14 protein-coding genes are annotated in these 15,879 nt (G+C 45.0%); 4 read left to right on the top strand and 10 right to left on the bottom strand.

All coding sequences use genetic code 11. The features are described 5' to 3' along the window. Positions 1-73: 73 nt before the first annotated feature. On the top strand, positions 74-547 hold the full coding sequence (locus IEW69_RS13640) for a Rossmann-fold NAD(P)-binding domain-containing protein (RefSeq protein WP_188627426.1): 474 nt from the start codon (positions 74-76) through the stop codon (positions 545-547). Then, positions 537-1,898 (top strand): oxygen-independent coproporphyrinogen III oxidase, encoded by a 1,362-nt coding sequence (gene hemN / locus IEW69_RS13635; protein WP_188627425.1) that lies wholly within the window; start codon positions 537-539, stop codon positions 1,896-1,898. The genes IEW69_RS13640 and hemN overlap by 11 nt, the downstream gene beginning before the upstream one ends. Before the next feature lie 3 nt (positions 1,899-1,901). Here the strand turns inward: hemN and IEW69_RS13630 are convergent, their stop codons facing one another. The 9 genes from IEW69_RS13630 to IEW69_RS13590 form a co-directional block, all read right to left on the bottom strand. Continuing rightward, positions 1,902-2,588 carry a sulfite exporter TauE/SafE family protein gene (locus IEW69_RS13630; RefSeq protein ID WP_188627424.1) on the bottom strand — a complete coding sequence of 229 codons (687 nt, stop codon included), beginning with the start codon at positions 2,586-2,588 and terminating at the stop codon, positions 1,902-1,904. Beyond that, a complete protein-coding gene (locus tag IEW69_RS13625) occupies positions 2,585-3,010 on the bottom strand; it encodes a FixH family protein (RefSeq protein ID WP_188627423.1) in 426 nt (141 codons plus the stop codon). Before IEW69_RS13625 ends, IEW69_RS13630 begins: the two co-directional genes overlap by 4 nt. A 3-nt stretch (positions 3,011-3,013) precedes the next feature. Then, positions 3,014-4,288: a cytochrome c oxidase accessory protein CcoG gene (gene ccoG / locus IEW69_RS13620; protein WP_308420591.1), complete on the bottom strand. Its 1,275-nt coding sequence runs from the start codon at positions 4,286-4,288 to the stop codon at positions 3,014-3,016. 56 nt (positions 4,289-4,344) lie between these two features. After that, positions 4,345-5,148 (bottom strand): cbb3-type cytochrome c oxidase N-terminal domain-containing protein, encoded by an 804-nt coding sequence (locus tag IEW69_RS13615; protein ID WP_188627421.1) that lies wholly within the window; start codon positions 5,146-5,148, stop codon positions 4,345-4,347. A 2-nt stretch (positions 5,149-5,150) separates the two neighbouring features. Then, the gene (locus tag IEW69_RS13610; protein ID WP_188627420.1) at positions 5,151-5,318 is read right to left on the bottom strand and encodes a hypothetical protein; all 168 of its coding nucleotides are present in this window, start codon (positions 5,316-5,318) and stop codon (positions 5,151-5,153) included. A 10-nt stretch (positions 5,319-5,328) separates the two neighbouring features. Beyond that, positions 5,329-7,440, bottom strand: coding sequence for a cytochrome-c oxidase, cbb3-type subunit I (gene ccoN / locus IEW69_RS13605; RefSeq protein ID WP_188627419.1), 2,112 nt, complete (start codon positions 7,438-7,440; stop codon positions 5,329-5,331). 74 nt (positions 7,441-7,514) lie between these two features. Further along, the gene (gene ccoS, locus IEW69_RS13600) at positions 7,515-7,694 is read right to left on the bottom strand and encodes a cbb3-type cytochrome oxidase assembly protein CcoS (RefSeq protein ID WP_188627418.1); all 180 of its coding nucleotides are present in this window, start codon (positions 7,692-7,694) and stop codon (positions 7,515-7,517) included. Then, positions 7,691-10,090: a heavy metal translocating P-type ATPase gene (locus IEW69_RS13595; RefSeq protein WP_188627417.1), complete on the bottom strand. Its 2,400-nt coding sequence runs from the start codon at positions 10,088-10,090 to the stop codon at positions 7,691-7,693. The genes ccoS and IEW69_RS13595 overlap by 4 nt, the downstream gene beginning before the upstream one ends. A gap of 92 nt (positions 10,091-10,182) precedes the next feature. Continuing rightward, a complete protein-coding gene (locus IEW69_RS13590; protein ID WP_188627416.1) occupies positions 10,183-12,612 on the bottom strand; it encodes a TonB-dependent receptor in 2,430 nt (809 codons plus the stop codon). A 111-nt stretch (positions 12,613-12,723) separates the two neighbouring features. On the opposite strand from IEW69_RS13590, the gene IEW69_RS13585 reads away from it, so the two are divergent. Then, on the top strand, positions 12,724-13,824 hold the full coding sequence (locus tag IEW69_RS13585) for a DNA alkylation repair protein (RefSeq protein ID WP_188627415.1): 1,101 nt from the start codon (positions 12,724-12,726) through the stop codon (positions 13,822-13,824). Between the two features lie 45 nt (positions 13,825-13,869). On the opposite strand, the gene IEW69_RS13580 is transcribed toward IEW69_RS13585, so the two are convergent. Beyond that, entirely contained in the window at positions 13,870-14,190 is a 321-nt protein-coding gene (locus IEW69_RS13580; RefSeq protein ID WP_188627414.1) for a hypothetical protein, read from the bottom strand. A gap of 97 nt (positions 14,191-14,287) precedes the next feature. Between IEW69_RS13580 and IEW69_RS13575 the strand changes: the two genes are divergently transcribed. Next, positions 14,288-15,694 carry a trypsin-like peptidase domain-containing protein gene (locus IEW69_RS13575; RefSeq protein WP_188627413.1) on the top strand — a complete coding sequence of 469 codons (1,407 nt, stop codon included), beginning with the start codon at positions 14,288-14,290 and terminating at the stop codon, positions 15,692-15,694. Positions 15,695-15,879: the final 185 nt, after the last annotated feature.

Below are 15,879 nucleotides of genomic sequence, written 5' to 3'. Positions count from 1 at the left end.
ATCATTATTACTGCTGATTATCCTCATTCCCCTGCTGGGGGGCAGCGACTACTTTTGATGGTAAATATTTATTATGAGAGTAGTCGCTTACAATATCAAATCTTCGGAGAAAGAGCCACTGGCAGTGGCCAACCGGAAGAAACATGAAATTACCCTGATTTCAAACCCCCTCAATGTAGATACAGCGCCATTTGCTGCTGGAAAAGTAGCTGTCGTAGTTACTAAAGAGGATGACCTCTCTGCACAGGTCCTACATAAACTCGCTGCCTTAGGGGTGAAGTACATCGCTACTCGGTCCGTTTCTACGGATCACATCAATCTTGATGCTGCAGCGGAACTGAAGATCAAGATCGCAGCAGTGCCAGCAGCCATCTTAAATACCAAAACCTTAAATGAAATTGCTGCGGTTCTTGCAGAACAGACCATCGTGAATCTGGACTCATGGCAAGGCAATTCTTGTCTGGGCAATGCCTGCGTATGCTCCAAATCATGCGATCGCGGGCCGGTAGATTTTCTTAATCCAGCAGTTGCGAAACATGAACACTAATCTTACAGCCAAATACAACGTTCCAGTACCCAGATATACCAGTTACCCGACGGTACCGTACTGGGACGCCACTTATTTTACCGCAGAAGCCTGGCGGAAAACAGTCATCCAAACCGTCGCACAAAGCGATGACCAGGAAGGCATCAGCCTCTACATTCACTTGCCCTTCTGCGAAAGTCTATGTACCTATTGCGGCTGCAACACCAGGATCACAAAGAACCACAAAGTGGAACTGCCTTACATTGAAGCAGTACTTGCAGAGTGGCAGCTGTACCTGCAAATCCTAGGTAAGAAACCAGTAATTAAAGAACTACATCTCGGTGGTGGTACACCAACGTTCTTTAGTGCAGAAAACCTGCAGTTACTTATTCAGGGGATCTTAGCACATGCCACGCCACATGAAGATGCAGCATTCAGCTTTGAAGGACATCCCGGGAACACCACCAGGGAACATCTGGAAACGCTTTACCAATTGGGTTTCAAACGCCTAAGTCTGGGCATTCAGGACTTTGATCCGCGGGTACAATTAATCATAAACCGCATTCAAACCGTTGAAGAGGTGGAAAACACCACCAGCATTGCCAGAGCAACTGGATACAACTCAATCAACTACGATCTAATATACGGCCTTCCACTGCAGACCCTCGCTGGTCTTGAAGAAACCGTGGCTGAAGTTGTGCGCCTTAAGCCGGATCGTATTGCATTTTACAGTTACGCACACGTACCATGGGTGAAACCTGGACAACGACGTTATACAGAGAAAGACTTGCCAGATGCGGCATTGAAGCAACAGCTTTATGAAACCGGCAGAAGCATGTTGAAAGCTGCCGGCTACGAAGAAATCGGTATGGACCACTTCACCCTGAAAACAGATGGACTATACCTTGCTGCACAGGAAGGTAAGCTACACCGTAACTTCATGGGCTACACTGATCAGTATAGTAAGCTGATGATCGGACTGGGTGTATCCTCAATATCAGACTCCTGGGCTGGATTCGCCCAAAATGAGAAGAAGGTAGAGACCTACCTCGAACGCGTTAATCGTGGCGAACTGCCCGTCGTAAAAGGACATATTTCCACGTCAGAAGATCTCATTTTGAGGCAACACATCTTGAACATCATGTGTAATGGTTATACCACCTGGGATAGAACAGATACATTCTGTACAGCCTTATTCGAAGGGCTAAAGCGCATGGCAGCACTTGAGGAAGATGGCCTTGTGGAGATTGGCGCATCCAGACTGCAGGTTACTGAGACCGGCAAGCGGTATCTCAGGAATATTTGCATGACTTTAGATGCCAGGCTTTGGGAGAATCAGCCAACTACGCAACTATTCAGTATGGCTGGCTAAGGACTACTTACAGACAGCAGCACCAGAATGAAGGGCTGGACTTAAATAAGGTATATTTAGGTCCAGCCCTCTTAGTATAAACCAGATCCCTAGACACAACATCATATAAGGGATAACCTTATTCACGCGATTACGTACAGCTGCACCTGTTAGTCCGGTTGTAACTGCCGCAATCAGCATTAATGGCGCTGTGCCCAGCCCAAAGAAAAACATATAGCCCACGGCGTCCATAACCGTCGGGCGGTTTACCGCGCCGGCCAAAGCCAGGTATACAAAGCCACAGGGCAGCAAGCCATTGATCATACCAATGATCAGGTGATTGGCCTTGTGTTTCAACGCGTAGCCAAAAAGTTTGTTGAAGGGCTTTAACAGCATGTTGTATTTTGTGCTTTTGCTCGCCGCCAATTTGAAGATTCTGGATAACGCTGCCACTAGTATCAGGCACCCACTTAATATGCTCAGTCCTTGCTGCATGCCAGCCATCCACAGCTGATTGCCAATGAAGCCGATGATGATCCCCAGCACACAGTAGGATACGATGCGACCTGCCTGATACATGGTTTTATCCAGGAGGAGCCAACCTGCACCTTGCTGCAGGGAAGGCACGGCAAAGGCCAGCGGGCCGCACATGCCAATGCAATGCAAGCTACCCAACAGGCCGATCATGAATGCTAAATACGTCTCGCTCATGGCAGCATCACCTCTTTTTCATACAGGTATGGTCTGCCCATACTTGTCCAGTCCAGCTGTACTTTCCAAAGTCCCCTGGCTTTTTGTAATACCGGAACTTTAAAGACCCTTGCTGTGTCAGTTGATATCTCATACTGTTGGTCAAGTCTTTTGTCAGCGGTACGAATCATCCGAAGCTGGCCACTTGCAGCTCTCGCAAAAGTCACCACAAGACTGTCGTTTCGAAGTTCAACTTTTGGCGCTGCACGGTCCTCACGCACATGCGATTTTTTACGGTACTCCAGGTTGTAGTTAATGCCTTTTTCATAGTAGTCATTATCTACCAGTGCATCCTTGTCACTACGCATCATCAGTACGGCGTACACGATGATCATGGTCATAAAACAAACCATGCCGATCACTAATTTTGTTCCCCAGTTCATATCCTAATTGTTAGGTGGTGCAATAAATGTTGTTTGGAATTCGTCAATTACCTTTCCTGCTGAAACGAGCTTAAACTTGATTTCAGACTTGAATTGTTTGACTTCTGTTTGCGGCATCAACACAAAAAAGGTGAGTTTGACACTTCCCCCATAGGCTAATTTGTGCTCCTTCTGAATATACTGAAGCTTTATGGACTTATCTTCCGGCACAATCTGAAATTCAAGTGCCTTGCTCGTCTTGTTTACCAATTCTGCATTATAGAGGTTGCTTACCATTTTATCATCCCGCATTTGATAAAGGGTGCCGCTTGCGCGGAGAATAGTTGTTTTTACGTCAGAGCGGTCAATCATCAGAAAGGATAGCAGCGACATCAGGACCAGCAGCACTGCGGCATAACCATATACCCGGCGACTAAGTTTAAACGGTTTCTTTGATGTAATCTCTTCCTCCGATTTAAACCCAATGAGACGAAGTGGACGGTTTGTTTTTTCCATCACCATGTCGCATGCGTCAATGCAGGCCGTACAATTTGTACATTCCATTTGTGTACCATTTCTGATATCAATCCCGGTAGGACAAACCTGGACACACAATTTACAATCAATACAATCACCTTTAAGGTTCTCGAAGCCCTTCTGGACCTTGCCACGAGGTTCTCCACGATTATAATCGTATGCCACAATGATACTCTGGCTGTCCAGCAAAACACCTTGCAGCCTGCCATAGGGACATATAACCGTACAAACTATTTCACGCGCACGCGAAAACACCATATAGAATACAAAAGTGAAGATCCAAATGGCGATAAAGCCAGATAGATGACTTGCTATAGGTTGCGTTATAATCTCAATTAAGGCCTCGGAGCCGATAATGTAACCAAGGAACACATTTGCAATTAAGAACGAAATCATGAAGAACAGCCCATGTTTGGCCGTTTTCCTCCAGAATTTATCCATGTCCATTGGTCTTTCATTCAGTTTCTTTTGCTTTACCGGCTCACCCTCTATCCAATACTCGATTTTACGGAATACCATTTCCAGAAAGATGGTCTGCGGACAAATCCAGCCACAGAAGACCCGTCCAAATACTACTGTAAAGAGGACAACAAATACAATGAAGGTAAGTAAGGCGAGCACAAAAAGGTAGAAGTCTTGCGGCCAGAAGATGATGCCGAAAAATACAAACTTGCGCTGCAGTACGTCTAACAGAACCAGCTGTTCACCATTGAACTTAATAAATGGAGCTGCAAAGAGCAGCCCCAGAAAAAAGTAACTCAATAATGTACGATACTGGTAAAGTTTACCTTTTATTATTTTTGGGTGAATGGCCATGACTACGGTTGTTTGTCGCCCTGCGGTGCTTTTGCATTCGCAGGTTTGCTTCCTTGCAGGGAAAGCACATAGTTGGTGATATCAGCGATCTGTTGTGCACTCAGGGATTTTTCCCAGGCCACCATTCCTTTTTCAGGAACACCATACTTAATCACTTTGAAAACGTCTTTTACTCCGCCGCCGTGCAACCAGAATTCGTCTGTTAGATTTGGCCCTACAATGCCTTCGCCTGCTGCACCATGACATGGCGTGCAGCGATTTGCATATAGTGCAGCTCCAGACTGGATAATCACTGCATCTTTGCTTTGTTCAATGTTGTTCTCATTAACTGCACTGGCAGCATTTGCGGGATTTAGCAGGAAGGCTTCTTTATCACGCGCCGCCTGCTCAAGTTCAGCTACATATTCCTGCTCCTGATTTTTGCCACTGCCAAGTACTTCATAGTGCAAAAGATAGCCGGCAGCGAAGATGATGCTTCCATAAAACAGCACCATAAACCAGCGAGGGGTAGGATTGTCGAGCTCGGCGATACCATCAAAAGTGTGTTCCATCACCAACTCATGCTCCTCAGAAAGTGGTTTTAACCCCATCAGGCGGTTGAAAAGTGGCACCTTCGGCGTAATCAGGGCAGCTTCTGCAGCAGCGGCAAGGCGTTGGCGTTCTCTTTCATCAGCATTCGGGAAAGGCAGCGTATTCAGTGTACCGTTAGCATAAAGCTTAATCAGATTAAACATCATGACGGCCACGATAAGTATAATTAATGCGGTGATTAAAAGTACAACCACCATTAGATCTGCGTAGCTCATTGTTAAGATTCTTTATCGTTTAAAGGAAGTTCACTCATGTATTGCACTTCTTCTTTCTTCATCAAAAAGATGAATAAGCCTACCAGGACAAAGAATAGCACAAAGATGCTCAGAGAACTGATCAGGTAACCTTCATTACCGTTTATTAGGGTTTGAAATTGCTTAAACATGATCGTAGAATTAATTTGCTTTAATGTCTGTTCCAAGGCGTTGCAGATAGGCTATCAATGCAATGATTTCCTTATCGCTTTTTACCTTTATGTTGTTTTTCTGCAGGTCCGCAGCAATTGCTTTAGCCTGTTCATCAAGGTCTTGATTTGCCTGATGCTCATAGCCATCCTCATAAGGAACACCAAGGCTGCGCATCGCGTTAATTGAGGCGATGGTTGTTGTCGTATCCAGCGTTTGCGTGCTTAACCATTCGTAAGGTGGCATAATACTTCCAGGCGACATGGTTTGTGGATCTACCATGTGGTTGAAGTGCCATGCATTTGAATACTTTCCACCTTCACGTTGCAAATCAGGTCCGGTACGTTTAGATCCCCAAAGATGTGGGTGATCATAAACAAACTCACCTGCTTTGCTATACTCGCCATAGCGTTCTGTCTCGGAGCGGAAGGGGCGAATCATCTGGGAGTGACAGTTCACGCAGCCCTCTCTGATGTAAACGTTACGGCCATGCAGTTCCAGGGCGGTATATGGTTTTACACTGCTGATGGTTGGAATGTTAGATTTGATGGTGAACGTTGGCATCATCTCGATCATACCACCTATTAAAATAACGATCAATGATAACACCATAAACACCATCGGTTTACGTTCTATCACCCTGTGCCATCTTCTGTCTGTTCCAACAGCCTCAAACTTGGCTGGCAGTGGTAAGGATTCAGCTGCTTCGTCGGCGACCAACTTGCCTGCTTTTGCGGTCTTGATGATGTTGTAAGTCATCACAATTACACCAATCAGGTAAAGCAATCCGCCAAAAGCCCTTAACATATACATTGGGATGATTTGGATTACCGTCTCCAGGAAGTTCGGGTACTTCAACACACCTTCTGGTGTAAACTCTTTCCACATCATGCCCTGGGTAAACCCGGCAAAGTACAATGGAATGGCATAAAATAGTATCCCGAGCGTACCGATCCAAAAGTGGAAGTTGGCAAGCTTTTTAGAGTATAATTCTGTTTTATAAATTCTTGGAATCAACCAATATAAGATCGCAAAAGTAAGGAAGCCGTTCCAGCCTAGTGCACCGACGTGTACGTGTGCAACAATCCAGTCGGTATAGTGAGCAATGGCATTGATTTGCTTAAAAGCAAGCATTGGGCCTTCGAACGTAGCCATACCATAGGCGGTTAAGCCAACCACCATGAACTTTAAAATTGCATCATCACGAACCTTATCCCAGGCACCACGAAGTGTGAGTAGTCCGTTTATCATACCACCCCAACTTGGAGCGATCAACATCACCGAGAATGCAACGCCTAAAGATTGCGCCCAACCAGGTAAGGAGGTGTAAAGTAAATGGTGTGGTCCAGCCCAGATATATATAAATATCAGCGACCAGAAGTGAAGGATACTTAGTTTGTAGGAGTAGATTGGACGGTTCGCCATCTTTGGAAGGAAATAGTACATCATTCCAAGGTATGGTGTGGTTAAAAAGAATGCCACCGCATTATGCCCATACCACCATTGCACCAATGCATCTTGAACACCTGCATACAAGTAGTAGCTTTTAAATGCAGAGATCGGCATCTGGAAAGAGTTAACAATGTGTAATACAGCAACAGTAACGAACGTAGCAATGTAAAACCAGATGGCAACATACATGTGTTTCTCACGTCGCTTGATGATTGTTCCAAACATGTTCCAGCCAAAAACCACCCAGATTACAGTGATGGCAATGTCGATTGGCCATTCCATTTCTGCATATTCATGTGAGGTTGTTAAGCCTAACGGAAGGGTTATTACAGTTGCAACAATGATGAGTTGCCAGCCCCAGAAGTGAACCTGGCTGAGCGCGTCACTAAACATGCGCGCCTTCAATAAACGTTGTAATGAGTAATAAACACCCATGAAAATGGCATTGCCGACGAACGCGAATATGACGGCATTGGTGTGTAATGGCCTGATCCGGCCGAAAGTGGTGTACTGGCTTCCCAGGTTTACATCCGGGTTAACCAGCTGTAAGGCTATAAACAAGCCGATAGTCATGCCAATAATGCCCCACACTATGGTAGCAATGGCGAAATTGCGGACGATCTTATTGTCATAGTAGAATTTCTCAGTCATACTAATAAGGTGTTTGTGAATTATGGTGTAAAAGTAGTTTGCCGTTGCTGACGCTGGAATGACGCTTGTTGTTGCTAAATATGATCCTCATCACTTTTTTCAATGCCAGGTTTTACCTCATCATCAAACAGGATCCGTAGCCCTGGTGTGTAGGTGTCGTCATGTTGGCCGGATTTGCTGGCCCAGAAAAAGGCAGCTAAAAAGATCAGGGCCAGCAGGATGCTGACGCCGATAAGCATATAGATGATGTTCATAACAGTTTGTTTTTACGTGCGTATAGTCGTGCAGTGATACTCGTGAAGGAGATGATGGTTGCTGTGCTTGCCGGCATTAGTATGGCGGCCATAAGTGGTGAAAGCAGCCCTTGTACGGCAAAGGAAAGTCCCACGATGTTGTATATCAATGAAATTGCGAAGCTCATGTGGATCACCTTTACCGCGTCTTTTGCTTGCTGTATAAAGGCTGGAACTTTACTGAAGCTTGCACCATCAAGGATGGCTTCACAGCCCGGGGTGAAGTTGTTGATGTTATCCGTTACCGCAATACCCAGATCGCTTTGCTTTAAAGCACCTGCGTCATTGAGTCCGTCGCCAAACATCAGCACCTTTTGTCCTTGTTCCTGAAGTGCTTTAATGTAATCCAGCTTTTGCTGTGGGCTCTGTTTAAACTGCATCTGATTACCATCTGTGAAAATGGTCATCAGTTCCATTCGATCATGATCCTGATCTCCAGAAAGCAGGTGCAAGTTAGCACCTTTTCGCAGGCTAACGGTTAGTGCTTTTAAACCATCCCGCCATTGCTGCGTAAAGAGATAGTAGCCAAGGTACTGCTGGTCTATGACAACATGAACGGTACTTCCCGGAATAGGCTTTTCTAGCGTTATCCCGGTGAAAGCGGCATTGCCGATCTTCACCTCATGCTGCATTATCCTGCCACTGAGGCCCCGTCCGACCATCTCACGGTAGTTGTTAACGGTGTAATGCTGTGGCAGGTTCAGCCATTTCACCAGCTCGCGACTAAGCGGATGGCCGGAGTTCCTGGCCAGATCACTAACCAGTTGTGCTTGTTCTGCAGTGATGTTCCCCTGAAATGTAAACCCTGCGCGTTCCGGATTGCTGATGGTCCCAGTTTTGTCGAACACGAAAGTGTCTATTCTGGCCAGCTGCTCAATCACTGCAGTGTTTTTCAGGTAGAACTTATTTTTATCAAAAATGCTCAGGACAGCAGCAAGGGTAAAAGGGGAGGCGAGTGCCAGGGCACAGGGACAGGCGATGATGAGCACTGCAGAAAATGAAGCAATGGCTTTTGTGGCATCTCCATGAAACATCCAGTACAGACCGCTTCCAAATGCGATGGCCAAAAGCACAATACTGAAGTACTTGCTGGCCGTGGCACTAAAGGTCATGATCGTATCTTTCTCAATCCGGAAAGTTTCGTTGTTCCAGAGCTTAGTGAGGTGACTCTGGGATACCGCTTTTACAACTTCAAGCTCAATTGCGGCACCCAGTTGCCTTCCGCCGGCATAAACTATTTCTCCTAGTACCTTTTGCACCGGCTTAGACTCTCCGGTAACGAAACTAAAATCGACCTTCGCATCACCTTTCAGGAGTATGGCATCTGCCGGAATGATCTCATTGCTGCGAATCAGTATACGATGTCCTTTTCTTAACTGATCCAGGGGAATAGGACGTTCAAGTCCATCCTCCAGAATGGTTACGGCAACAGGGAAATAGGAGCGATAGTCGCGTTCAAATGATAGGTGATGATAGGTGCGTTGTTGCATCCATTTACCCACTAGCAGGAAGAAGATGAGCCCGCAAAGGGTGTCCACCCAGCCAGGTCCCGAATTGGTCGCAACTTCCACTATAGAGCGGATAAACATGACGGCAATACCAAGTGCGAGCGGGAAGTCGAGGTTGAGTACACCGTTTTTCAGGTTGAGCCAGGCGCCTGTGAAGTAGTCCCTGCCACTGTAAAATACGACCGGAAAAGCGAAGGCTAGGTTTAGCCAACCGAAGAAGGTCTTGAAATCCTGCTCAAAGCTGGAAAGGCCAAAATATTCAGGGAAATACAACAGCATGGTATTCCCGAAGCAAAAGCCCGCAACGGCGATCTTGGTGATTAAGCTACGATCTGTAGTTTGCGTCTGCTGGGATTTTACAACATCCTGCAAGCTGATCAAGGGTTCGTACCCGATATTAACCAGTGTTTCTACAAGATGTTTGAGGCTGAGTTCCTGATTATCAAAGGTGATGTAAACCTGCTTCTTAAGAAAATCTACACGGGATTCTGTGATGGCAGGATTAATCTTGTGGAGGGTTTCCAGGAGCCAGATGCAGGAGCTGCAATGGATGGCGGGAATGTATAGCGTGATGATGGTGATCTTGTCATCCTGGTAGTCGACCAGACCGGCTGCAATTTCCGGTTCATTCAGGTAATCAAAGTTTAAGCCCTTTGGCTTGTGTGTTTGCCCTGGTACATCATTATAGGCATAATAGTCTGTCAGATTATGTTCGTGTAAGATGCTATAAACACCAACACAGCCAGCACAGCAGAACTTTTTATCGTCATTCAGGAGCGGGGTGGCTGGGAGGGCCTCCCCGCAATGAAAGCAAATGGTATCGAGTTGTAACGCTTTGGTTTGTAACATGAATTTTCAATATGTCCAAAGATGACATAAGCTTACATGCTACAAAATGACCAGCCTTTTTGCAAAATATGATGCTGGTCACTTTTTCAGGTTTATTGACCTAAACGTTTTTGCTCCGCGTCAAGGGCAGTTTGGCGATCTCTGGAGGACTTCACTGTTGATTTGCCAAAGCGCTGGGTGTAGGTTAATCGCACGCTCCTTGATGTACCCCATTGTTTTAAGGTGTATTCATTGCCTTCCAGGTTGCTGCTGATTCTCGGCTTTTGCGTGTGGAAAACATCACTTACACCAAGTTTAAGGTTGCCATTTTTGTTTTTGAAGTTGTAACGAAGTCCTGCATCCGATGTAAAAAAGGTCTTCAGGTTTAATGCATTATCGATTTGAGGTGTACTGTAGAAGAAACTCATGTCTGCACTCCATTGACTGGACATGTTGAAGTTATGCTGCATGTATATGTTGCCTGTAAATCGCTTTGATTTGAGCTCAAAACCATTGATGTTTGGACTCTTAAGTTGCTTGTGATAAGCCAGAATGTTGTTGTTAAAGTTCCACCATTTTGTAACCGTTACCGGGAAGTTTAATGTTAGTGATATGATGTCATCTGATGCAAGGTTTAAGTTTGTTTGATACATTGAATTCAGCGCTGCATTTTGCAGGAGGATCTGCGTAATTACATCCGAAACATGGGTGTATGCAAGGGCGATACTGTACTTCTGTTTAAACAAATATGTTGCTTCAAAATTGGTTGCGAATTCAGGTCTTAAATTCGGATTACCCTGGTTGTAAGTGTACTGATCAAGGTAGTCCATGAATGGATTTAAATTCTGATAATTTGGTCTGTTTATCTTCCTTGAATACGAGAAGTTTAGTACATTGTTTTCATTGAAATTTTGGCTTACAAATACAGATGGAAATAAGTTGGTGTACTTGCGGTCGATCTCTTCATTTAAGGTTACAGAGGTACCGGTAGAGTGTGTTCTTTCTGCGCGTAATCCAGCCTGTATAGAGAGTTTACCTAAGGTTGCACTAAAGGTGGTATAAGCGGCGCTTACTTCTTCGCTATACTTGAATCTGTTGCTGCGGTTTGGATCAGTAAGCCAGCCACTTCCAACCTCATTTTCGAAAATAAAGTTGTTGTCACTTTCTACGCCCGCATATTTCAGACCGGCCTCAATTTTCAAATCCTTGTTCAAAGGCAATACATAATCCGCCTTAATCGCTCTGATGTTGATCTCTGAAGGTGCAAAACTTCTATAGATCTGCCCATTCTTAAAGAAGGTGCCATCTGCGCGGAAAAACTTATTTCTATACAGCGCATCGTTATCGCCATCGAAAGTGCTGTAGTCCACATCCAGCGTAAGTTCTTGTCCCGCTGTATCCAGGATCCCTTTATAGTTCAGGTTATAAGAATAGTTCTTTCTGGCACCTTCGTTATGGCTTGGCGTTCTCAGAATCGAATCGGTCTGACCTAAACTGCTGCCGATGTTGGTCCTGCTGAAGCTGTTCTCTTCTCTGTTGTTGATATTCCCTTTTACCAGAAACCCAACCGTGTGTTTAGGCGATAAGAAGAAGTCTGTACCAATTTTGAAGTTATGTGAATTGTTGTTGGATGTGTCCGTATTACGCTGACTGAAGTATAGTTTATTGGCTTCATTTGGTGTTACGCGATCAATCAGGAGGTTCTGTTCCCATTTGTTGTTGTTATAGCTGTAAGATCCAAAGGTGTTAAAGAAGTTCTTACGGTAGTTGAGGTTGAGGTTGTTGCTGCTGGAAAGACGTTTGTTATAACCAGCGCCAATAGCGACATTTCCGTTAAAGCCATCAGCTTTGCTTTTCTTGGTTTTAATGTTGATCACACCTCCGGTACTGTTTGCCTCATAGCGCGCACCAGGATTGTTCATAATCTCTATGCTTTCGATCTCTGTACTTTGCATAGACTTGAGGAGGTTTACAACCTCTTCCTGACTTAAATAGGTTTGTTTTCCATCAATGGTAACCAACACATTACTCTTTCCTGCAAGGGAGATGTTCTCGTTATGATCTACAACAACACCTGGTGCTTTTTTAAGTGCTTCCAGTGCATTTAGACCTGCTGCTGACGGTGTTGCATCAAGGTTAAATACAAGCTTATCCGCTTTGCGTTCCAGCACAGGTTTAGCGGCAGTTACGACCACTTCATTCAGGTTATTTTCAGTTTCTTTAAGCAGTATCGATGGTACGGAATAGGACTTTTCTCCGTTCAGTTTTATTGATGCTGTACTGACTTTATTGTAGCCCATTGAAGTGGCAACAATATAGTACGATCCAGTCTTAGCTTTAAAATTAAATTGTCCATTTTCATTGGTCATTGCACTACTAACAAGTGCAGAATCCTTGCTCGAATACAGGAGTACTGTAGCAGCTGGCATGTTTTGTTTATCATCTTTTACCAATCCTTCAACATTGATTAAATCCTGAGCGAAGGTGGTTAGCGGGAGCAAGTAAAATAGACAAATTAGGGCGGCGGTAAATATCGTTTTCATGATTGTAATCTTTGGCTGTAAGACGACCGTAAATACCGATTGGTTACAGATTTAAATGTTAAATTTGTTAAATAAATATTTTAGTTTTACTGTAACAAATCGTCAGCAGCAATGTCATTATTAAAAGATCTATATACACCGGTTTTCTACAACGGTATTGCCAGCTGCATGCAGGAAACACTGCTTGGCTTTGATACGCAATTATTTCTGGAATACATATACGTGCCCGCATTTGAGACCATGGAGCTTAAGGCACGCATGAAGCATACAGCAATGTGTATGCACCAGTTCATGCCTGCATCATACTCCGATGCAATGGTTTTATTGGTGGCACTCATCGAACGCCTGAAAGCACATGGCTTCTTGCAAGAGCGCCTGGAGATGATGTTCTTACCCGCATATATTGAAACTTATGGGCTCAAGCATCCACAGGCTTCCATTGAAAGCATGGAGATTGTAACGCAGTATGTAAGTTGTGAATTTGCCATCCGACCGTTTTTGAATGCGCATTTTGAACAGACGCTAAACGCAATGCAGGTCTGGACCCAGCATGAACATGCACGAGTACGAAGACTGGCGACGGAAGGTTGCAGGCCAAGACTGCCCTGGGGCTTAGCGGTGGACAGGTTAAAGAAGGATCCCAGCCCTATATTGCCTATTTTAGAAGCGCTAAAAGCGGATACGGATGAGGCGGTGCGCAGGAGTGTGGCCAATAACCTCAACGACATCTCTAAAGATCACCCGGATGTAGTCCTGGCCATAGTTAAAGCCTGGAGCGGAAACTCGAGGGAAACGGATGCAATTATTAAACATGGCTGCCGCACTTTGTTGAAACGTGGACATACGCATGTGCTGGAACACTACGGCTTGAATGCTGAAAAAATTATTTTGGAAAATTTTGAGTTGCTTACACCTGAAGTTAAGATTGGTGGCTTATTGTCTTTCAAATTCCAAGTGGGGAATGTAGGTGACAAAGCTAAAACCATACGTTTAGAGTATGCGATATATTACAGGAAAGCAAATGGACAACTGAACAGGAAAGTGTTTAAGATCAGTGAGCGGATATATCAGGCTGGCCAACTTGAAAACATCAGTAGAAACCAGTCTTTTAAGCTGATTAGCACCAGAAAATATTATGAAGGTGAACATGCCATCGAAGTGTTGATCAATGGATCGGTGATGGCTGAAGGAAACTATATGGTTCGCCTGTAAAGCTGTCGCGCAGTATTCTGCACGACAGCAGGCTTATTAATAATGTTATTCAACCGGCTTAGCTTTAAGCTGCGATTTTGATACATAGATTTTTGCACCTCTTCCGTCTACATAATAGTATCTGGATTTATTGTCGATGTAGATGGTCTGTCCATCCGGACCTACTTTATCTTTATACGTCTTATCTACAAGCGTCGAGGCACCTTTAACCGCAACTTCAGCTGTTTTGTTTCCGACACTTTTTGCAGTTTTCTTGATCTTCTTATCCGGATCAATCTTAAGTGTGTCTTTTTTCTCCTGGGCAAATGCTGCCGTACTGCATGTAACTGCTACTGCAAAAGCAATTGTTTTCAAGATGTTTTTCATAGGATATGTTTTTGTTCAACGTAATTCATTTACTATAACAGCACTTTAGGCGGTATGTTTTGGAAACCCTTTTTCGCTTTCAACTGTTAATGATGAAATGAAGAGATCAGCCATTCTATTCCTGTTTGTCCTTACCTGGGTCATCATCGGTATTGGATTCTATTTTTTAAATCGTAACCCGTCACCGACAACAGATACACCCGTGGTACGCGTGGGCAGTGTGTCCGGTGATCTGAGTAACCATGTTGACTTTGTAAACGCGGCGCAGTTGGTAACGCCGGCTGTGGTGCACATTAAAACGCGTAGCAGTAATGGCGGTGGACTTGGTTCAGGGGTCATCATCGCTGAAAACGGGTACATTGCGACCAACAACCACGTGATTGAAAACGCGGAATCGATTACCGTAATTCTGCCGGACCGCCGGGAATTTGTAGGTGAGCTGGTCGGCCGTGATCCGAATACAGATCTAGCATTACTGAAAATCAAAGCAACCAAACTGCCTGTCGTGAAGCTTGGCAATTCTGATGAAGTGCTTGTTGGTGAATGGGTGCTTGCAGTGGGGTATCCACTTACCTTAAGTACTACAGCGACTGCGGGAATCGTCAGCGCGAAAGGACGTAACATCGGCATCATTGAAACGAGTCAGCAGCAAGCCTCCCAGCAGGGTAGTAGTGCCATAGAGTCTTTCATACAAACTGATGCAGCCATTAACCCGGGTAACAGTGGGGGTGCACTGGTCAATACCAGGGGAGAATTGATCGGTATCAATGCTGCCATTGCATCTATGACCGGGAGTTATGCTGGCTACGCCTTTGCGATCCCTGTAAACCTGGCTAAGAAAATTCTGGATGACTTCAAGCAGTTTGGTGAAGTACGGAGAGGTCTTCTGGGAGTGAGTTTCCCTTCGCCTACAACAGAAGATCAATTTCTAAAACAACAGGGCATAAAACCAGGGACTGTTAATGGTGTATTCATCACCGATATTCAGCCTGGAAGTGCTGCCGCAGAAGCAGGACTTAAAGCAGGGGATATCATTCAGAAGATAGATGGACAACAGATATTCTCTTCTTCTGAGTTTTCAGAACGCATTGCGAGGCACCGCCCTGGCGACGAAGTGAAGCTAAGCTACCTTCGTGATGGGAAGGAACGGAATACCTCAGCGAAATTAAAACGTGAGGACCGATCGCGTGACCTTGCCAGCCGTCAGAGTGTTAGTGAGATGTACGAAAAGCTTGGTGCTCGATTTACCCCGCTGCCATCAGCATTGAAACAGCAATTGGGTGTCAATGCGGGTGTAGTTGTCACAGAAGTTGCCCGGAACGGGGTGTTTGGGCAGATTGGCATTCCTCCGGGAACAATTATTGTTTACATAAACGGTACAGAAATTTCTAGCCCGAAGGATATTGAAACAGCACTGTTAGAAGCAGGGCGGTCGAGGATTCAAATCCTGGCGATTGCACCTGATGGCTCTAAAGTAGCCTTCAATTTTTCTTTCGGAGCGTAAGAACAGCGCTGGAGATCGCGGATTGGTGGCGAGTTGGTGAGGGATTGATAAGGGCTCAAAGCGTCGTTAGCCTAGCAACCTCTAACCAACCCCTAAGCAAAACCTGACCGACTACTTAGCAACTATGGAGCAGATGGGGAGCAATAGGCTAGCTAATGATGATCGAAAGACCTGTTTTAGCGGTG

The sequence above is a fragment of the Pedobacter quisquiliarum genome (assembly GCF_014642175.1).
Classification (GTDB): Bacteria; Bacteroidota; Bacteroidia; order Sphingobacteriales; family Sphingobacteriaceae; genus Pedobacter; species Pedobacter quisquiliarum.
Note: the sequence above shows the minus strand (reverse complement) of the source record. Positions and strands in the feature narration are given on the sequence as shown.